Source organism: Bradyrhizobium sp. SZCCHNRI3052 (genome assembly GCF_032484895.1).
In the GTDB taxonomy this organism is placed as follows: Bacteria; Pseudomonadota; Alphaproteobacteria; order Rhizobiales; family Xanthobacteraceae; genus Bradyrhizobium.
In genome coordinates, this window is record NZ_JAUETW010000001.1 from 953,388 (window position 1) to 973,212 (window position 19,825).

General features: G+C 64.3%; 12 protein-coding genes. 9 read left to right on the forward strand and 3 right to left on the reverse strand.

Going from position 1 to position 19,825, the window contains the following annotated elements:
* Positions 1 to 34: 34 nt before the first annotated feature.
* On the forward strand, positions 35 to 6,295 hold the full coding sequence (locus QW887_RS04440; protein WP_410052600.1) for a HAMP domain-containing protein: 6,261 nt from the start codon (positions 35 to 37) through the stop codon (positions 6,293 to 6,295).
* A 13-nt stretch (positions 6,296 to 6,308) separates the two neighbouring features.
* Positions 6,309 to 7,802 carry an HWE histidine kinase domain-containing protein gene (locus QW887_RS04445; protein ID WP_315712612.1) on the forward strand — a complete coding sequence of 498 codons (1,494 nt, stop codon included), beginning with the start codon at positions 6,309 to 6,311 and terminating at the stop codon, positions 7,800 to 7,802.
* Positions 7,803 to 7,816: 14 nt separating this feature from the next.
* Here QW887_RS04445 and QW887_RS04450 read toward each other — a convergent pair whose 3' ends face one another.
* Together QW887_RS04450 and QW887_RS04455 are read right to left on the reverse strand one after the other, a co-directional pair.
* A complete protein-coding gene (locus QW887_RS04450; RefSeq protein ID WP_315711825.1) occupies positions 7,817 to 10,099 on the reverse strand; it encodes an FdhF/YdeP family oxidoreductase in 2,283 nt (760 codons plus the stop codon).
* A gap of 284 nt (positions 10,100 to 10,383) precedes the next feature.
* Positions 10,384 to 10,944, reverse strand: coding sequence for a type 1 glutamine amidotransferase domain-containing protein (locus tag QW887_RS04455; RefSeq protein WP_315711823.1), 561 nt, complete (start codon positions 10,942 to 10,944; stop codon positions 10,384 to 10,386).
* Here QW887_RS04455 and QW887_RS04460 point away from each other — a divergent pair.
* From QW887_RS04460 to QW887_RS04470, 3 genes are all read left to right on the forward strand, one after another.
* Entirely contained in the window at positions 10,934 to 11,467 is a 534-nt protein-coding gene (locus QW887_RS04460) for a hypothetical protein (RefSeq protein ID WP_316175374.1), read from the forward strand. The genes QW887_RS04455 and QW887_RS04460 overlap by 11 nt on opposite strands.
* A gap of 440 nt (positions 11,468 to 11,907) precedes the next feature.
* Positions 11,908 to 12,099 (forward strand): DUF3072 domain-containing protein, encoded by a 192-nt coding sequence (locus tag QW887_RS04465; RefSeq protein ID WP_316175373.1) that lies wholly within the window; start codon positions 11,908 to 11,910, stop codon positions 12,097 to 12,099.
* A gap of 130 nt (positions 12,100 to 12,229) precedes the next feature.
* Complete coding sequence (locus QW887_RS04470) at positions 12,230 to 12,517, forward strand: hypothetical protein (RefSeq protein ID WP_315711818.1); 288 nt, start codon at positions 12,230 to 12,232, stop codon at positions 12,515 to 12,517.
* Between the two features lie 14 nt (positions 12,518 to 12,531).
* Here QW887_RS04470 and QW887_RS04475 read toward each other — a convergent pair whose 3' ends face one another.
* Positions 12,532 to 13,899, reverse strand: a complete 1,368-nt coding sequence (locus QW887_RS04475; protein WP_315711817.1) for a glycoside hydrolase family 3 N-terminal domain-containing protein — start codon at positions 13,897 to 13,899, stop codon at positions 12,532 to 12,534.
* A gap of 214 nt (positions 13,900 to 14,113) precedes the next feature.
* Here QW887_RS04475 and QW887_RS04480 point away from each other — a divergent pair, with 214 nt between their 5' ends.
* The 4 genes from QW887_RS04480 to QW887_RS04495 all read left to right on the forward strand — a co-directional run bounded on the left by QW887_RS04480 (position 14,114) and on the right by QW887_RS04495 (position 19,817).
* Positions 14,114 to 15,592, forward strand: coding sequence for a DUF4173 domain-containing protein (locus QW887_RS04480; RefSeq protein ID WP_316194201.1), 1,479 nt, complete (start codon positions 14,114 to 14,116; stop codon positions 15,590 to 15,592).
* Between the two features lie 23 nt (positions 15,593 to 15,615).
* Positions 15,616 to 16,317, forward strand: a complete 702-nt coding sequence (locus QW887_RS04485) for a response regulator transcription factor (RefSeq protein ID WP_315751067.1) — start codon at positions 15,616 to 15,618, stop codon at positions 16,315 to 16,317.
* Complete coding sequence (locus QW887_RS04490) at positions 16,314 to 17,915, forward strand: ATP-binding protein (protein WP_316165362.1); 1,602 nt, start codon at positions 16,314 to 16,316, stop codon at positions 17,913 to 17,915. The genes QW887_RS04485 and QW887_RS04490 overlap by 4 nt, the downstream gene beginning before the upstream one ends.
* A 285-nt stretch (positions 17,916 to 18,200) precedes the next feature.
* Positions 18,201 to 19,817 (forward strand): ABC transporter substrate-binding protein, encoded by a 1,617-nt coding sequence (locus QW887_RS04495; RefSeq protein WP_316165361.1) that lies wholly within the window; start codon positions 18,201 to 18,203, stop codon positions 19,815 to 19,817.
* The last annotated feature ends 8 nt before the right edge of the window (positions 19,818 to 19,825 follow it).

The following is a 19,825-nucleotide window of genomic DNA, read 5'->3' on the forward strand; positions in this document are numbered from 1 at the left end:
GATGAGCGATGATGCTGCTGCCGGTGCGATGCCCATGCGCCAGGGGTTCGGTCGCCACGGCAACGGAGTCGAGGCGGCCGATGCCAGCCAGGATCTGCTCCGCGTCCTCCAGGCCATGCGTTCCGGAGATTTCTCCGTGCGCATGAGCGGCGACTATCTCGGCATCGACGGCAAAATCGCTGACACGTTCAACGAGATCATTGCAGCCAACGAGCGGATGGCGCAGCAGCTCGAGCGCGTCGGCCAGGTCGTGGGACGCGAGGGGAAGACGCGCCAGCGCGTGCGGTTCGGCATCGCCAGCGGCTCCTGGGCGGATATGGAGAGCTCGATCAACACGTTGATCGACGATCTTCTATGGCCCACGCGCGAGGTGACTCGCGCGGTCGCCGCCGTGGCCCAAGGCGACCTCCTGCAGACCGTGAAGCTGGATGTCGATGGCCGGCCTCTGGGCGGCGAGTTCCTGCAGTCGGCGACCATCGTCAATACGATGATCAAGCAGCTCAGCGTCTTCACGTCCGAAGTGACCCGCGTGGCGCGCGAGGTCGGCACCGAGGGCAAGCTCGGCGGACAGGCCCAGGTTCCCGAAGTCACGGGCGTCTGGAAGGACCTGACCGAGAGCGTCAACTCGATGGCCAACAACCTCACCGGCCAGGTCCGCAATATCGCGGAGGTGACGATCGCGGTTGCCAATGGCGACCTGTCGAAGAAGATCACGGTCGACGTGCGTGGTGAAATTCTGCAGTTGAAGGAGGCGATCAACACGATGGTCGACCAGCTGCGCTCGTTCGCGTCGGAGGTGACGCGCGTGGCCCGCGAGGTCGGCACCGACGGCAAGCTCGGCGGTCAGGCCATCGTTCCCGGCGTTGCCGGCACCTGGAAGGACCTCACCGACTCCGTCAACGCGATGTGCGGCAACCTCACCGCTCAGGTCCGCAACATCGCCAACGTCACCACTGCGGTCGCCCGCGGTGACCTGTCACGCAAGATCACGGTCGATGTGCGCGGTGAGATCCTGGAGCTGAAGGACACCATCAACACGATGGTCGACCAGCTCAACGCCTTCGCATCCGAGGTGACGCGCGTGGCGCGCGAGGTCGGCACCGAGGGCAAGCTCGGCGGCCAGGCGCAGGTGCCGGGCGTTGCCGGCACCTGGAAGGATCTCACCGACAACGTGAACTTCATGGCGTCGAACCTGACGGCACAGGTCCGCAACATCGCCGACGTCGCGACCGCCATCGCCAGCGGCGATCTATCAAAGAAGATCACGGTCAACGTCTCCGGCGAGATCCTTCAATTGAAGGAGACGCTGAACACGATGGTCGACCAGCTCAATGCGTTCGCCGGCGAGGTCACGCGCGTGGCGCGCGAGGTGGGCACCGACGGTCGGCTCGGCGGCCAAGCCAACGTGCTCGGCGTTGCCGGCACCTGGAAGGATCTCACCGAGAGCGTCAACTCGATGGCGTCGAACCTGACGGCGCAGGTCCGCAACATCGCCGAGGTGACGACCGCCGTCGCCAACGGCGACCTGTCGAAGAAGATCACCGTCGACGTGCGCGGCGAGATCCTGGAGCTGAAGGACACCATCAACACGATGGTCGACCAGCTCAACGCGTTCGCCGGCGAGGTGACCCGCGTCGCCCGCGAGGTCGGCACCGAGGGCAAGCTCGGCGGGCAGGCCATGGTGCGCGGAGTCGCGGGCACCTGGAAGGACCTGACCGACAGCGTCAACTCGATGGCCTCGAACCTGACCGGACAGGTCCGCAACATCGCGGAGGTCGCCACCGCCGTCGCCAAGGGCGACCTGTCGAAGAAGATCACGGTCAACGTCTCCGGCGAGATCCTTCAGCTGAAGGAGACGCTGAACACGATGGTCGACCAGCTCAACGCCTTCGCCGGTGAGGTGACGCGCGTGGCGCGCGAGGTCGGCACCGACGGCAAGCTCGGCGGCCAGGCCGAGGTGCCCGGTGTGGCCGGCACATGGAAGGACCTCACCGACAGCGTCAACTCGATGGCCGGCAATCTGACGGCGCAGGTGCGCAACATCGCCGAGGTGGCGACGGCCATCGCCGGCGGCGACCTGTCGCGCAAGATCACGGTCGACGTGCGCGGCGAGATCCTGAGTCTCAAAGAGACGCTGAACACGATGGTCGATCAGCTCAACCGCTTCGCGGGCGAGGTGACGCGCGTCGCCCGCGAGGTCGGCACCGAGGGCCGGCTCGGCGGCCAGGCCAACGTGCCCGGCGTCGCCGGCACCTGGAAGGATCTCACCGACAGCGTCAACTCGATGGCCGGCAATCTGACGGCGCAGGTCCGCAACATCGCCGAGGTGACCACGGCGGTGGCGCGCGGCGACCTGTCGCGCAAGATCACCGTCGATGTGAAGGGCGAGATCCTGGAGCTGAAGAACACCATCAACACCATGGTCGATCAGCTCAACGCCTTCGCATCGGAGGTGACGCGCGTGGCGCGCGAGGTCGGCACCGAAGGCAAGCTGGGCGGCCAGGCCGAGGTGCCCGAAGTCGCAGGTACCTGGAAGGACCTCACCGACAGCGTCAACTTCATGGCCTCGAACCTGACCGCGCAGGTCCGCAACATCGCCGAGGTCGCGACCGCGATCGCCGGGGGCGACCTGTCGAAGAAGATCACGGTCGACGTGCGCGGCGAGATCCTGCTGCTCAAGGACACCCTGAACACGATGGTGGAGCAGTTGCGCTCGTTCGCGGCCGAAGTGACGCGGGTCGCGCGCGAGGTCGGCACCGAGGGCCGGTTGGGCGGCCAGGCCGTTGTGCCCGGCGTCGGCGGCACCTGGAAGGATTTGACCGACAACGTCAACCTGCTCGCGGCCAATCTGACCACGCAGGTCCGCAACATCGCCGAGGTGACCACGGCAGTGGCGCGCGGCGACCTGTCGCGCAAGATCACCGTCGACGTGAAGGGCGAGATCCTGGAGCTGAAGAACACCATCAACACCATGGTCGATCAGCTCAACGCCTTCGCCGGCGAGGTGACGCGCGTGGCACGCGAGGTCGGCACCGAAGGCAAGCTCGGCGGACAGGCGCAGGTGCCGGGCGTTGCCGGCACCTGGAAAGACCTCACCGATACCGTCAACTTCATGGCCGCGAACCTGACCGAGCAGGTCCGCGGCATCGTCAAGGTCGTGACCGCCGTCGCCAACGGCGATCTCAAGCAGAATCTCACGGTCAAATCGAAGGGCGAGGTCGCAGCGCTCGCCGACACCATCAACAACATGACGGAGACGCTGGCGACCTTCGCCGACCAGGTGACGAGCGTGGCCCGCGAGGTCGGCGTCGAGGGCCGGCTCGGCGGCCAGGCCAACGTGCCCGGCGCGGCCGGCACGTGGAAGGACCTGACCGGCAACGTCAACCTGCTCGCGGCCAACCTGACGTCCCAGGTGCGCGCCATCGCCGAGGTCGCTACGGCCGTGACCAAGGGCGATCTCACCCGCTCCATCCAGGTCGATGCCCGCGGCGAGGTGGCCGAGCTCAAAGACAACATCAATACGATGATCACCAATCTGAGGCTCACCACCGACCTCAACACCGAGCAGGACTGGCTCAAGACGAACCTCGCCAAGTTCACCAACATGCTTCAGGGCCAGCGCGACCTGACCACCGTCGGCCGCCTGCTGCTGACCGAGCTGACGCCGCTGGTGAACGCCCACCGCGGCGTGATCTACCAGGTCGAGACCGAGTCCGCGCCACAGCTGCGCCTGCTCGCCTCATACGCCGATGACGGCATCTATCCTCACCGGACGCACGTCCAGTTCGGTGAGGGGCTGATCGGGCAATGCGCGATCGACAAACGCCAGCGGCTGGTCTCGGAGATACCATCCGACGTCATCCCCGTGGGCTCCGCCCTGCTCCGCGCCGTCCCTAAGAACCTCGTGGTGCTGCCGGTGTTGTTCGAGAACCAGGTCAAGGCGGTGATCGAGCTGGCGTCGCTCAGTCCGTTCACGACGTCGCAGATGACGTTCCTCGAGCAGCTCACCGACTCCATCGGCATCGTGCTCAATTCGATCGAAGCCACGATGCAGACCGAGGGACTGCTGAAGCAGTCGCAGCAGCTCGCCGCGGAGCTTCAGACCCAGCAGCGCGAGCTGCAACAGACCAACGAGCAGCTCGAGCAGAAGGCGCAACAGCTCGCCGAGCGCAACGTCGAGGTCGAGCGCAAGAACCAGGAGATCGAGCAGGCCCGCCGCGCGCTCGAGGAAAAGGCGACCGAGCTCGCGCTGACGTCCAAGTACAAGTCCGAGTTTCTCGCCAACATGTCGCACGAGCTGCGCACGCCGCTCAACAGCATCCTGATCCTCGGCCAGCAGCTGACCGAGAATCCGGACGGCAATCTCACCCTCAAGCAGGTCGAGTTCGCCCGCACCATCCATGGCGCCGGCACCGATCTGCTCAATTTGATCAGCGACATCCTCGATCTCTCGAAGATCGAGTCCGGCACCGTGACGGTCGATGCCGAGGAGATCCTCACCACCAACCTCCTGGAGACCGTGGGGCGTCCGTTCCGCCACGAGGCGGAAAATCGCCTGCTCGCCTTCAACATCGACGTCGACCCGAACCTTGCGCGTAGCATCGTCACGGATTCCAAGCGCTTGCAGCAGGTGCTGAAGAATCTGCTCTCGAACGCCTTCAAGTTCACCGCCGAAGGAGGGGTACGCTTGAAGGTGTCTGCGGCGCTCGGCGGATGGAGCGCAGAACATCCGGTGCTCAACACGGCACCGGCCGTGATCGCGTTCGAAGTCTCGGACACCGGCATCGGCATTCCGCAAGACAAGCAGAAGCTGATCTTCGAGGCGTTCCAGCAGGCGGATGCCGGCACGAGCCGCAAATATGGTGGCACTGGTCTCGGGCTCGCGATCAGCCGCGAGCTCGCCAACCTCCTGGGCGGCGAGATCCACCTCAAGAGCGCCCCCGGCAAGGGCAGCACCTTCACGCTGTATCTGCCGCTCAAATATTCAGGTCCCGCAACGGCGCCGCGCGTCAGTCCGGCATCGCCCGTTCCCTACGTTCAACCTCCAGCCCTACAGCAAGCGGCCGCGCCAGAGCGCGGGATCGAGTCCCCGCCGGACGATCGTCTCGATCTCGAACCCGGCGATACGATCCTGCTCGTGGTCGAGGACGATCCACACTACGCGCGCGTCCTGATCGACCTCGCGCGCGACAGGGGCTTCAAGGTCCTGACCGCCAGCCGCGGCGCCGAGGCGCTGGATCTCGCCAAACAGTATCAACCGGCCGCGATCTCTCTCGACGTCTTCCTGCCGGACATGCTCGGCTGGACCGTTCTGAGCCAGCTCAAGCATAATCCGCTGACGCGGCACATCCCGGTGCAGATCATCACGCTCGACGAAGACCGCCAGCACGCTTTGGCGCGTGGGGCCTTCTCCTTCGTCAGCAAGCCCACGACAACGGAAGGCGTCAGCGCGGCCCTGTCGCAGATCAAGGAATACGCGAAGCCGCGACGCAAGCGGCTGCTGATCGTGGAGGACAACGCGGCCGAGCAGCTCAGCATCCGCCAGCTGTTGGATCACGACGACATCGAGATCATCGCGGCGGATACGGGAGCTGCGGCGCTCGAGACGCTGCGCAGCGCACCGTGCGACTGCGTGGTTCTCGATCTGCGGCTGCCCGACATGAGCGGGTTCGACGTGCTCGATCAATTGCGCTCCGACGAGTTCTTGTCGAGCGTTCCGGTGGTCGTCTTCACCGGGCGGGAATTGTCGGCCGAAGAGGATGCGGAACTGCATACGATGGCGCGGAGCATCGTCGTCAAGGGCGTGGAATCGCCGGAGCGGCTGCTCGACGAGACGTCGTTGTTCCTTCACCGCGTGATTACGGAACTGCCGCTCGAGAAGCAGCGCATGCTCGAGAAGCTGAACAGTTCCGACGAGGATCTGATCGGCAAGACGGTGCTGTTGGTCGACGACGACGCCCGCAACATCTTTGCTCTTTCCAGCGTGCTGGAACGCCGCGGCATGAAAGTGCTGACGGCCACCACCGGCAGCGAAGCGATCGACCTGGTGCAGAGCAATCCCGCGATCGCGATCGTCCTCATGGACATCATGATGCCGCAGATGGATGGTTATCAGACGATCGGCGTCATTAGGCAAAACCCCGCCTTCGTCCGGCTCCCCATCATCGCGTTGACCGCGAAAGCCATGAAGGGAGACCGCGAAAAGTGTCTCGAAGCTGGCGCCTCCGATTATCTGGCAAAACCCGTCAACACCGAGCAGCTGCTTCTTGCGATCCGCATGTGGCTGCACCGCTGAACGGCTCATCATGATGGAACATGCGAAGGTCAACATCCTCTTGGTCGACGATCAGCCGGCGAAGCTGCTGGCCTACGAGGTCATCCTGAAGGAACTCGGCGAAAACCTCGTAGTCGCCACGTCTGGTCGCGAGGCGCTCGAAATTCTGCTGAAGAACGAGATCGCGGTGATTCTCGTCGACGTCTGCATGCCTGAGCTCGACGGCTTCGAGCTGGCGCAAATGATCCGTGAGCATCCGAGGTTCCAGAAGATTGCGATCATCTTTATCTCCGCCATCCAGGTGAGCGACTTCGATCGCCTTCGTGGCTATGAGATGGGCGCCGTCGACTACGTGCCGGTTCCTGTCGTGCCGGAGGTGCTGCGCGCCAAAATCAAGGTTTTTGCCGAGCTCTATCGCAAGACACGCGAGCTGGAACATCTGAACCTTGAGCTGGAGGACCGGGTACGGGCCCGCACCGCCGAGCTTGAGCGATCGACAGCAAAGCTCGTCGAGAGCGAGCAGCGTCGGAGCATGGCGATCGCGGCCGGCAGGATGGGCTCGTGGGACTGGGACGGTGTCAATGGCGACTGGATGTGGGACGAGGGGCAGTACCGCATCTTCGGCGTCACGCCGCAGAACTTCGAGCTGAACACCGTGAACATCATGGCGCTGCTGCACCGGGAGGATGCCGAGCGCGCCCGCCAGGTGGTCGCGGAATTCAGCCGTGGCGCGACGTCGTATGAGGCTGAGTTCCGGATCCACCGGCCCGATGGCGAAGAGCGGTGGTGCGTGGGAACGGCCGCGGCGACCACCGACAGGACCGGCCGCGTGGTCCGCGTCAGCGGGGTCACGATCGACATCACCGAGCGCAAGCGCGCCGAGGAACGCCAGAACCTGCTGACCCGCGAGGTCGATCATCGTGCCAAGAATGCGCTGACCTTGGCTCAGTCGATCGTTCGCCTGACCAAAGCCGACAGCGTGAAGACCTATGTCAACGCGGTAGAGGGGCGCATCAGCGCACTGGCCCGCGTTCACACCATCCTCTCGCTATCAAGCTGGGAAGGTGCGAAAATAGGTAGGTTGGTGGCCGAAGAGCTCGCGCCCTATGCAACCGGCGGCCAAGTCGCCTTTGACGGCGTCGATCTGCAGCTTGAGCCTGCGACCGCGCAGACGCTGGCGCTGGCGCTGCACGAGCTGGTGACAAACTCGGCCAAATACGGCGCGCTGTCGGTCCGCTCCGGGCATCTCTCGGTCAAATGGAGCATCGAGGATGAGCGCCTGGATCTGATCTGGATTGAAACCGGCGGTCCCTTGGTGCGCGCGCCGACCTCGCGCGGCTTCGGCACGCGCAGCCTGATGGCCAGTGTGGAAAGCCAGCTCGGTGGGCGCGCCTCGTTCGACTGGCGTCCCGAGGGATTGGTGTGCCGGCTGGTCGTCCCGCTCCGCCCCGGCGCGACCCCGCCGGAGATCACGAGCCCTTGCGCAACGGCGGCGCCGGGCGACGCACGACAACGGGCTGCTGGCTGACCGCTCCGGATAGCTCAGGCCATGTCGCGCGAGATCCGGACCGGGATCGACTTGGCGGCGGGCACCTTGCTCCCTTCCGCGTAGTGCCATAGCGGAATCAATCCGTTGCATTCGGGGTAGTAGGCCGCAACGCTGTAGCGCGGAATGTCGAACGCCACTGCCTGGAGCCCGCCCAGCGAGCGCTCCACGCCGTCATCGGCCTCGGTCGAGAGCCGAACCGGCTCGCCCTGCTTGATGCCCAGATCAGCCATGTCGCTCGCGTTCATGAAGACGATCTGACGGCCACCGGTGACGCCGCGAAACCGGTCGTCCTCGTTGTAGATGGTGGTGTTGAACTGGCCGTCGGCGCGCAAGGTCATCAGCTGGTAAACGCCATTGCCTTCCTCCGGCGGATTGAGCGCCGCCTTGGGCACGGTGAAGTTCGCCTTGCCGGTCGGCGTCTTCCATTTGCGTTCGCGGGCACCAAGCGGCCGCGGAAAGCCGCCGGGCTCAAACAGGCGCTTGTTGAAGTCTTTGAACTGCTCGGGATAGGTCCGCTCGATCGCGTCTCTGACGCGCGCGTAGTCGCCCACCCAGGCATCCCAATCGACGCGCGGATTTGGCTTCAGGGTGGCCTTGGCGAGACCGGCGACAATGGCTGGTTCCGACAACAGGGTCTCTGCGACGGGTTGGCGCTGCCCGCGCGAGCCGTGAATGCAGGTGGTGGAGTCCTCCATCGAGACCGCCTGATCTCCGCCTGCCTGCCGGTCGATTTCGATGCGGCCGAGGCACGGCAGCAGATAGGTCACCTCGCCTGGGACGATGTGGCTGCGATTGAGCTTGGTTGCGATCTGCACCGACAGCCGCAGCTTCGACCACGCCGGCTCCATCAGCGAGCGTTCAGGGACGGCGCGCAGGAAGTTACCGCCGAGACTGACGAAGCCCTTGACGTCCCCCTTGATGATGCCTTGGCAGGCATCGACCGTGCTGAGACCGTCCCAACGCGGCGGCTCGAACGAATAGAGCTCGGCAAGCTTGTCGAGCGGCACCAACTTGGTCTTCTCGGAGATGCCGACGGTGCGTTGCCCCTGAACGTTGGAATGGCCACGAACCGGCGAGATGCCGGCCCCCGGCTTTCCGATGTTGCCGCGTAACAGCAGCAGGTTGACAATCATCTTCGCGGTTTCGACGCCATGCCGATGCTGGGTTATTCCCATCCCATAATTGGCGATCACGGCGTGCGAGCCTGCGTAGACCTTGGCAGCCTCCAGAATGGCGCCGCGCGTGAGGCCGGAGGAGCGTTCGATATCGCTCCACGACGCCTGCCGGCAGCAGGTTGCGAAAGCTTCGAAGCCGGACGTGTGCCGCTCGATGAAGGCGACATCGAGCACGGGCGGGCTCTTGGTCGCGACCGCGGCATCATCCGCCTCGATCACGGCCTTGCACAATCCGAGTAGTGCCGCACCATCGCCGCCAATGCGCAGCTGATGATACTGCGTGCTGATCCGCGTTCCCCCCGTCAGCACCATTTGAATGGGATTTTGCGGATTGGTGAAGCGCTCCAGCCCACGCTCCCGCAGCGGATTGAACGTGATGATGGGCACGCCGCGTTGTGCCGCCTTCTGCAACGGATGCAGCATGCGCGGCGAGTTGGTGGTCGTGTTCTGGCCGAAGAAGAAGAAGCAATCCGCCTTGTCGAAATCCTCAAGGAGCACCGTACCGACGGGGACGCCAATCACCTCCGGCAGAGCAACTGATGTGGATTCGTGGCACATGTTGGAGCTGTCGGGAAAATTGTTGGTGCCGTACATGCGGCCGAAAAGCTGATACATGTAGCTCGTCTCGAGCGAGGCCCGGCCCGACGTGTACATGACGACCGAGCGTGGATCGAGCCTGTTCAACTCCGCCCCGATGTCGCGAAGGGCCTCGTCCCAGCTCACGGCAACATAGCGATCCGCCGCAGCGTCATAGCGCATCGGATGAGCAAGACGCCCCTGCTCTTCGAGCTGATGATCCGACCAGGATCGCAATTCTGTCAGACTGTGCCGAGCAAAGAACTCCGGTCCGACTGTCTTGCCGGTGATTTCCCACGCGGTCGCCTTGGCGCCATTCTCGCAGAATTCGAACGGGTGCGGCTTTGCCGGCTTGGCCCAGGAGCAGCTGACGCACATGAAGCCGCCTGGCTTGTTCTGTTTCAACAGGATCTCGCTGCCAAGCAGGGTCACCTCCTCCTGCGTCAGGATGCTGGCGACCGCGTGCACCGAACCCCATCCGCCGGCCGGAGCCCTGTAGTCCTGGATTTTTGCTTTCTCGCTCACGACGCTCTCCGCGGCCTGTTCAAAAGCGGCAAACCCGGGATGAGCAGCGAAGTTCCGATTCCTCACTGAACGTTGCGAGGCTATCGTCGAAGTCCCGCGGGCGAAGGTCCGCGCTAGGAATTGGGAACGACCCGGCCCGCCGCGAGTCATTTCCATGCCTCTGGCGGCGTCCCCCATCTCGCTGGAGGCACTCCGTGTGGACTGCGGCCCAGCGTTCGACCCCTCGGGCGCTGGGCCCGTCCCACTGAGGTAGCCGGGTTTTCTCCCGGCTTCCGATCTCAGCATCAAGCCGCGCTGCGCTTGAGATGGCGGCCTTCCTTGACCTCTTCGATGATCTTGGCGCTGAAGGCTTCCAGATCTCCGGGATTGCGCGAAGTGATCACGCCCTGATCGACCACGACCTCCGCGTCCTGCCAATGCGCGCCGGCATTGGCAACGTCCGTCTTGATCGATTTGTAGGACGTCATCTTTCGCCCCTTGGCAATTCCGGTCTCGATCAGGAGCCACGGCGCATGACAGACCGCCGCAACGATCTTCTTGGCTTCAAAGATCTCCTTGATGAACCGCAGCGCCTTCGGCTCGAGCCGCAGCAGATCCGGATTGATCTGACCGCCCGGCAGCACGACGGCGTCGTAGTCCGAAGCAGACGCCTGGTCCAACGTCTTGTCGACCTTGACGGTCCGTCCCCAGTCCTTCTCATCCCAGCCCTTGATCTCGCCCGGCGCGAGCGAGATGATCTCGACGGTCGCGCCCGCCTGCTTGAGCCGATCGCGCGGCACTTCGAGCTCGGATTGCTCGAACCCGTTGGTTGCGAGGATCGCGATCTTCTTTCCCTTGATATCCATTGGACTCTCCTGGCCATTCGACACCGCCGGCAACCTCGCGCTGGTCTCCATGTTCCGCCTGGCAGGCCGGGCGGATCGTCACAACTGGTCGATCGAGTCAGCGCTCGCCTGGGTGGAACCAGCCTGCCTATGGCGCCGTTTGTTTGGACGTCCCTGCCTTGAATGGATGGGCGGCGTCGAGCGGCACGGCATCGCTGCATCGGCGGATCGCAATCTGGAGGCGCTCGTGCCCTACGCATTGTTTGAGAATGACGAACAGATGACCCGCCCGTTTCGCACCGAGCGCGAGGTCTGGGAGGCCGCGGAACAGGCCGATCTCATCACGCTCGGCACGCATGGCGAGAAAATCCTCGACAACAATTTCGAGATCAGATCATGCGAGGCCACACCGGAAGAGCTTACCGCCGCGCCGCCGGACATCGTATTGCCCGAAGCTCACACGCCCGATGCTGATCGAGGGAGCCGGACGACCGACCAATCTTTCTCCTCACCGGCCAAATTGAAGATGCGGACGTCCTCATGACCCGGCGCAGGTTGGCCTTTGCGGCTCAGGTGATCGTCGGCCATGTCGGTTCCAGGCCTGATCATCGGACTACGGACGAGCGGCGGATCACTCGGCCTTACCGCCAGCGTCTCATGCGCGCCGGGCGCCGCGCTGCTTGCGAGGCAGTCGGCTCGCTTCCTCCAGCTTGAGCCGCTCTCGCTGTTGCCGCAGCCGGTGAAGCGTCTCCAGCATGTGGTGCAAAAGCACTTCGGCGGCCGCCGTCGAGGGCCGAGCTCGCCGTAGCTGCACGATTTCACGGCGCTGCCGCCCGACCCGGAGACGCATACGGTCGATTTCGGCTCGAACCACACATAGATCGCGCATGAAGCACCCGAGCAAGAGTAGGATCGCACAATAGAACAAAATAGGAACACTTTGCAAGCTTTCCCGTTGAAGCCGGGCAACAACGGGAGATCCCCATGGCCGAACAGCTGCAGAAAGATCCCGAGGACTGGGTGTCCGGAGCCGATCCGATGACGGATACCCAAGCTTCCTACTTGAGAACGCTCAGCGAGCAGGCTGGCCGATCCGATCCCACGCGAGCGGAGATGACGAAGGCTGAAGCGTTCGAACTGATTGATGAGATGAGACGCGCCGCAGGGTTGGATTGAACCGGCATATTCGACTCACCAGGACGATGGGTCGGCAGATCGGTATTCCAATGTTGGCGATGCCGGTCCGAAGCTGTCGCGAATCAGAAATCGGTCGTTTAGTCTCCGCGGCATTTCGCGGGAGTCCACCATGGTTGCGGACAGTGACAGCAAGGTTGCCTGGCATCGCGCCCAGCTCAAAAAGAATCGCGCGACCTTGAAACAGATCGAGACGGCGCGGTTCACGGTGGGCGAGAGCGCCGATGCGAAGGCGCTTGAACAGACCAAGCGGCAGGTTGCGGAACTCCAGGTCAAGATCCGCGAATCCGAGCACCTCATCGCTCAGCACGACAAGCAGACGCGACGCCCGCTGGCGACCGACCTGCGAAGCCTCTCGAATGTCGCTTGGCGCAACTGGACCGGCAATGGCCCGCGCTGAGGGCTCGCTGCCATTCAGTCCACGATCTTCTGATGCACGCCTCCAGGCTGTTGCATAACCGTAGACACATTCGACGGCTGTGATTTGTCAACCGTCGGCGCCCAGCGCTTCAGCCGTTCATCGCTCCTGCTGATTGCATCGAGGTCGATGCGTCCTTCCGCCAGAGCCTCCTTGGCGCAGGCGAGCGCGCGGTGGAACTGGGTGCCGTCATAGGCCACCAGCAACAGATCGGCGCCGCCGTTGAGAGCCTCCACGACAGCTTTGCAGAGATCGCGGCCGTAGATCGCCCCCATCACGAGATCATCCGTCACGATCACGCCCTGATAGTTCCAGCGGCCGCGAATGAGTCCCTCGAGCACGGCTTTGGAATGTGAGGCAGGCCGCTCTGGATCGATCGCATCGACCGTCACGTGACCGACCATCATCGCCGCGTGCGAGCCCTGCAGCACCTGTCGGAACGGCCGCCAATCCGACCGTTCCAAGACATCTGCCGGCGTGCCGAGCTGTGCCGAGAAATGATGCGTATCGGCTGCGACGCGCCCCAGACCAGGGAAATGCTTGACGGCCGCGCGGACACCGCTTGCTTCCAGGCCACGGACGTAACCGAGCGCAATGTCGCCAACCACCGCGGGATCGTTGGAGATCGCGCGGCGGCCGATCAAGGTGTGAAAGTCCAGTCGGTTGCGTGTCCAGCTCGGGCGAAGGTCGACGACCGGAGCCAAATTGAAGGTGATGCCGGCAGCCGCGAGAGCCTCACCCTGGGCGCGCCCCATCGCGAACGCATCCTGCGCGCGCCGCGAGGCCGGCAGATCGGCCAGCGTTGCGAGGCCGGGCATGTTCGGCAGGGTCGGAGACAGGTGTGCGACGGCGCCTCCCTCCTGATCCGCCGCAACCAGCAGAGGCGGCAGCCCGGCACTCCGGCGCGCGTCCTGCAATCGCGCCATCTCGGCGCGCAGCTGAGGCTCGGTCCGGCCGCGGATGTTGTGGTGTGTCACATAGACGCCCGCGATCAACCCCTGCCGGGCCAACGCGGCTGCGTCATCGACGGCCGTGTAACCGACGATGAAATGCCGGCCGAGCAGATGCGCCACGTCGGGGGGCGTCCGGAACGTCTCGTACTTGCGCCAGGCAAACATGAACTGCGTCGACGTCAGCATGATCAGCGGAACGCACCATGCTACGACCAGAGCGCGTCCGGCGGGCCCCCGCCGCCACCGACCGCCGAGCATCAGCAGCAGCGGAACGGCAAGCCCGATGAGGAGCAGGGCTGCGTGGCCGCTGCCCCGCAGCCGAACCAGATAGGGCTCGTTGCTGTTCAGCGTGACGAAAATGAAGAGCAGAGCGAGGATCCAGAGAACCGCGGTCCTGATAAGTCCGAGCATGTGTGCAGCCGATCATCCGAGGGGAAAGACGGCCATTGCCGTAACAACCACGTTTTCCCTGCGCCAGATGTGGAATCGCGTCTGCACGAAATCTGCAAACAAATCCTGAAATGCTGCAGATCCCCTCGTGAGCTGCTGCATGGGCAGGCGTCATGCTTGGCTCATCGGCTTGTGCCTCCCGGCCCGAACGATGACCCAAACCAAGGATTCCTCCATGACGACTCTCGCCGAGCCGACGGCTGCGCCCGTCGCGCCCGATTCCATGTGGCTCAAATTCGCCATCACTGCCGGCCTCGTCGGCCTCGCCGACACGCTGCTCTACAACGGCCGGCCGATCGGCCTGGCATTCCCGCTGTTTTTCGCCGCGCTCGCCGCAGCGAGCATTCTCGCCAATCTTGCCAAGACCGATCGAAACCGTCTGGTCGGAGCTGCAGTTCTCTTCGTTGCCGGCCTGGCTCCCGCCATCGAGGAGCTGAACCTGCTTTCTTTTCCTGTCCTGCTGCTCACGACGCTGTCGGCTATCACGCTGGCGACCAACCGATCCGCGCGCGGCTTCCGGCTTCCGCTGACCGCCGCGCGGCAGTTGCTCCTGATCGGGCCGTTTCGACTGATACCTGATGCGATCGTGACGCTGCGCACGAACATGATCACGCGAACTCTCGTTGTCTGGAGCATCCCGCTGGCACTCGGCTGCGTGTTCTTGGCTCTGTTCGCAGCAGCCAATCCGGTCATTGAGCGGTGGTTCGCCGTCCTCAGTCCCGAGCGCGTCGCCTCCCAACTCACGATGGGGCACACGATCTTCTGGCTCGTGATGTTGTCCATGGTCTGGCCATTCGTCAACCTTCGCTGGCGCGAGCGGACCAAGACCTCGAGCCCGCCGATCGAAAGCGAGCCCGATCAGCCGTCAATGCTGACGACCGTGCTCGGCCCTGAAACCGTGATCCGGGCACTGATCCTGTTCAACATCCTGTTTGCCCTCCAGACGGCGCTCGACGGCGCATATCTGTGGGGACATGCTGCGCTTCCGGACGGCATGACCTATGCGACCTATGCGCACCGAGGCGCCTACCCCTTGATCGTCACGGCGCTGCTCGCGGCTGCCTTCGTCATCGTCGCCGTCCGCTCCGAGACCACGGCAAACGAGTCGCGACTGGTCCGGCCGCTGGTCTGTCTCTGGGTGGCTCAGAACGTGATGCTGGTCGTGTCCTCGATTCAACGGCTTCACATGTATATCGAGACTTATGCTCTGACCTATTGGCGAATCGCGGCCCTGATATGGATGATCTTGGTCGCGATCGGCCTGATCCTCATCGTGCTCAGGATCGCTCTCGACAAGTCCAACGCATGGCTCATCCGTATGAACCTGCTCGTGCTCTCGGCGACCATCTACGGCTGTGCGCTGATCAATTTCGACCGACCGATCGCAGACTTCAATGTCTCCCATAGTCGTGAGGCAGGACAGAGCGGCCCTCTCATCGACGGCTCCTATCTCGTCTGGCTCGGGCCCGAGGCACTGCCGGCCATCGAGCGGGCGATGCTGTTGCGACCGACGGACCGAGGGCTGGCCAGCGACCGTGATCGGCTCCTTGAGCAACAGGAAAGCAGCATGGCGTCCTGGCGATCCTGGAGTTTTCGCGGCTGGCGCCTGCAGCGCTATCTCGATACACATCCTGTGTCGCAGAAACCAAGCTGATGCCTCGCCGCGGAGTAAAGCTCGTGTCTCCCCGAATCCTCATCGTCGACGATGACCCGCATATCCGCGAAGTCCTGCGCGTGGCCTTGAGCAAGGCCGGCATGGCGGTGAGGGAAGCCGCCGACGGCCGCGCCGCGCTGGCCAGGGTCACCGAAGACCGTCCGGACCTGATCGTGCTCGACGTCGGCATGCCGGAGTTCGACGGCCTCGAGGTCTGCCGGCGCATTCGCCGGACCTCGCAAGTGCCGATCCTGTTCCTGTCGGCCCGCGACGAGGAGATCGACCGCATTCTCGGGCTCGAGATCGGCGGCGACGACTACGTGACAAAGCCGTTCAGTCCGCGCGAGCTGGTTGCCCGCGTCAACGTCATTCTCCGCCGGGTCGCGAACGGCGGAGGTGATCGCTCGGCCGAGCCGGAGAAGCTCGTCCATGGCCGGCTCCGGCTCGACCCGCAGCAGCACCTGGCCCGTTTCGATGACATGCCGCTGACGCTCACCGCGCTGGAGTTCAGCATCCTGCGCACGCTGATGACGCGTCCTGCGGTCGTGTTCAGCCGCGAGCAGATCATGGCCGCCGCCTATCAGCTCAACATTCAGGTCTCCGACCGAACGATCGACAGCCACATCCGCAACATCAGAGCGAAGCTCGCAGCCGCGCATTGCGAGGACGCGATCGAGACGGTCCATGGCGTGGGCTTCCGGCTCGGCCGCTGCGGCACCCCATGATCGCGCCCAAGCCCAAGGCAAAATGGCGGCCGTCGTTAGGACAGATCGTCTTTGGCGTGCTGGCGCTGGTCGGCACCTTGCCGCTCGTCGGGCTGTTCTTCTTTCGCATCTATGACAACCAGCTGATCCGCCAGACACAGGCGGAACTGATCGCGCAGAGCCGTGTCCTCGCGGCGGTCTTCGCCGAGGAGGTTTCCGCGCGCCTTGCCACCGGCGTTCCGCTCGGCGCCGAGGTCCCGCCCGAGTCACGTCCGGATGCGTCCGACGAGGTGACGCCCATTCGCCCCCTGCTCGATCTTCTGGCCAACGATCTTTTCGTCCGCCGCCCGGACGCCCGCGACGCGGTCCATCCTGCGGATCCTGCCTACGTCGCGATCGGCACGCGGCTGCTGCCGATCGTCAGGGAGACGCAGAAGGTCACCTTGGCCGGGTATCGCGTGCTCGATCCCCAGGGGGTCGTGATCGCCGGCCGCGATGAGATGGGCAAATCACTCGCTCATATCGACGAGGTGGCTGCCGCCCTGAAGGGACGCTACAGCGCCGCGCTCCGCATTCGCATTCCGGACAAGGCCCCGCCACCGATCTATTCGATCAGCCGCGGCGTCGGCGTCCATGTGTTCTCGGCCATGCCCGTGATCGTCGACGATCACGTTGCCGGGGTCATCTATACCTCGCGCACGCCCCGCAACATCTTCGAGCATCTCTATCAGGAGCGCGGCAAGTTCATCGCTGCCGGCTCCACCATTGTCCTCACGACGCTGCTGGTCGGCCTCGTCGTGGCACGCACGATCACACGGCCGATGCGCGAGCTGGTCGATCGCGCCGGCAGGATCGGACGCAACGATCCCGCGGGTTTCCGTCCGCTTGCCCATTACGGCACCCGCGACTTCGCGGAGCTCGCCGAGCACTTCTTCGCCATGGCCGAGCAACTGGCGCAACGCTCCAACTACATCAGGAGCTTTTCCGCGCATCTGACGCACGAGCTCAAATCGCCGCTGACCTCGATCAAGGGCGCAGCCGAGCTGCTGCTCGACTCTCTGGCCAGCCCTTCCGAGACCCTGACCCGCGCCGAGCAGGAGAAATTCCTCACCAACATCCTTGGCGACGCCGACCGGCTCGCGGCGCTGGCCCAACGCTTGCGCGAGCTGGCACGGGCGGAGACGGTGTCGACGGTCGAGGCCGGTAGCATAGCCGAGGCCGTCGGCACGCTGCGAGTGCGTTTCCCCTCGACTGTCATCGAGACGTCCGGCCCGGTCGAGCGCAGCACTAGGCTCCCGAACGAGACCGTGCTGATCGTGCTCACGCATCTCGTCGACAACGCCGTCCGGCATGGCGCCCGGCGCATCCGCCTCGAGGCCGAGGAGAGCAAAGGGATGCTGATCGTCATCGCCAGCAATGACGGCGATCCGATCTCGCCGGAGAACCGCGACCGCATCTTCGATGCCTTCTTCACGACCCGGCGCGACAGCGGCGGTACCGGCATGGGGCTGGCGATCGTGCGCGCCATCATGGCAAGCCATGGCGGCGAGATCTCGCTGGGGCCGGGCGACAAAGGTGTCGCGTTCGAGCTGCGGCTGCCGATCGAAGGCGCCCCATGACGTCGATCTGAGATAGCGCAGTCTATTGGCGCCGCGTCAGAGTTGCCTCCGGTTGTTCGTGGCAGCCGGCAATCCCCACCTCAGTCAAGTCCCTGTCGGCGAATATCTTCTCCCAATCGTTCGTATACGAGCAATGTATGCCACGGTGCCGCCGGCTGCATGGGCCGGCCGAGAATGCCGCAGAACTGCATGGCAATTCGCAAATGACTTGGACCCGCGATCCGCGTAATCTTCGCGCCGATTGCGCCATCGGCCAGCGTCCCGCTTGGCCTTCGGGAGACCTTGATGAATTCGAGCCGTTTCGAGATCAGCCGCCGGACCGCCCTCCTGACCTCCGCTGCCATCGCGGCGAACGTGGTCAATCCATTCCGCGCCTTCGCCGAGGAGACGCCGCGCAAGGGTGGCGTGTTCAACGTTCACTACGGCGCCGAGCAGCGCCAGCTCAACCCGAGCCTCCAGGCTTCGACCGGCGTCTACATCATCGGCGGCAAGATCCAGGAGAACCTCGTCGACCTCGATGCCAACGGCCAGCCGGTCGGCGTACTTGCCGAGAGCTGGGAGGCGACGCCGGACGGCAAGACCGTCACTTTCAAGCTGCGCAAGGGCATCACCTGGCATGACGGCAAGCCGTTCACGTCGGAGGACGTTGCCTTCACCGCGATGAACATGTGGAAGAAGATCCTGAACTACGGATCGACCCTGCAGTTGTTCCTGACTGCGGTCGACACGCCAGATCCGCAAACCGCGATCTTCCGCTACGAGCGGCCGATGCCGCTCAACCTGTTGCTGCGCGCCCTGCCCGATCTCGGCTACGTCTCGGCCAAGCACATCTACGAGAGCGGCGACATCAGGCAGAACCCCGCGAACCTCGCCCCCATTGGCACTGGTCCGTTCAAATTCGTGAAGTACGAACGCGGCCAGTATATCATCGCCGAGCGCAATGCCGACTACTGGCGGCCGAACGCGCCCTATCTCGACCGCATCGTGTGGAAGGTGATCACTGACCGTGCAGCGGCGGCGGCGCAAATGGAGGCAGGCGAGCTGCACTACAGCCCGTTCTCGGGCCTGACCATCTCCGACATGGCGCGGCTCGGCAAGGATAAGCGTTTCATTGTCTCGACCAAAGGCAATGAGGGCAACGCGCGCACCAATACGCTCGAGTTCAACGTCCGCCGCAAGGAGCTGGCGGACGTGAAGGTCCGCCGCGCCATCGCGCACGCGATCAACGTTCCCTTCTTCATCGAGAACTTCCTCGGCGATTTCGCCAAGCTGGGCACCGGTCCGATCCCGTCGACCTCGACCGACTTCTACCCCGGCGCCAATACGCCGCAATATCCCTACGACAAGGCCAAGTCGGCGGCGCTCCTGGACGAGGCCGGCTACAAGCCCGGCGCTGGCGGCACCCGCTTCTCGCTGCGGCTGCTGCCCGCGCCATGGGGGGAGGACATCTCGCTGTGGGCGACCTTCCTCCAGCAGTCGCTGGGCGAGGTCGGCATCGCGATTGAGATCGTGCGCAACGATGGCGGCGGCTTCCTCAAGCAGGTCTATGACGAGCACGCCTTCGATCTCGCGACCGGCTGGCACCAGTACCGCAACGACCCCGCGGTTTCGACCACGGTCTGGTATCGCTCCGGTCAGCCCAAGGGCGCGCCGTGGACCAATCAGTGGGGTTGGGACGATGCCAAGATCGACAAGATCATCGATGACGCGGCGACCGAGGTCGATCCGGCCAAGCGCAAGGCGCTCTACGCAGATTTCGTGCGCGAGGCCAATACCGAGCTGCCGGTGTGGATGCCGATCGAGCAGATCTTCGTCACCGTGATCACGGCCAAGGCGCGCAACCACTCGAACACGCCGCGCTGGGGATCGTCGAGCTGGCACGATCTGTGGCTTTCCGCCTGAGCCGGAAT

What these genes read in the sequence shown, in the direction of transcription:
- QW887_RS04445 (WP_315712612.1), top strand. Translation starts at nt 6,309, where the DNA reads ATGGAACATGCGAAGGTCAACATCCTCTTGGTCGACGATCAGCCGGCG.
- QW887_RS04475 (WP_315711817.1), bottom strand. Translation starts at nt 13,899, where the DNA reads ATGCTCGGACTTATCAGGACCGCGGTTCTCTGGATCCTCGCTCTGCTC.
- QW887_RS04495 (WP_316165361.1), top strand. Translation starts at nt 18,201, where the DNA reads ATGAATTCGAGCCGTTTCGAGATCAGCCGCCGGACCGCCCTCCTGACC.
- QW887_RS04440 (WP_410052600.1), top strand. Translation starts at nt 35, where the DNA reads ATGCGCCAGGGGTTCGGTCGCCACGGCAACGGAGTCGAGGCGGCCGAT.
- QW887_RS04490 (WP_316165362.1), top strand. Translation starts at nt 16,314, where the DNA reads ATGATCGCGCCCAAGCCCAAGGCAAAATGGCGGCCGTCGTTAGGACAG.
- QW887_RS04465 (WP_316175373.1), top strand. Translation starts at nt 11,908, where the DNA reads ATGGCCGAACAGCTGCAGAAAGATCCCGAGGACTGGGTGTCCGGAGCC.
- QW887_RS04455 (WP_315711823.1), bottom strand. Translation starts at nt 10,944, where the DNA reads ATGGATATCAAGGGAAAGAAGATCGCGATCCTCGCAACCAACGGGTTC.
- QW887_RS04480 (WP_316194201.1), top strand. Translation starts at nt 14,114, where the DNA reads ATGACGACTCTCGCCGAGCCGACGGCTGCGCCCGTCGCGCCCGATTCC.
- QW887_RS04470 (WP_315711818.1), top strand. Translation starts at nt 12,230, where the DNA reads ATGGTTGCGGACAGTGACAGCAAGGTTGCCTGGCATCGCGCCCAGCTC.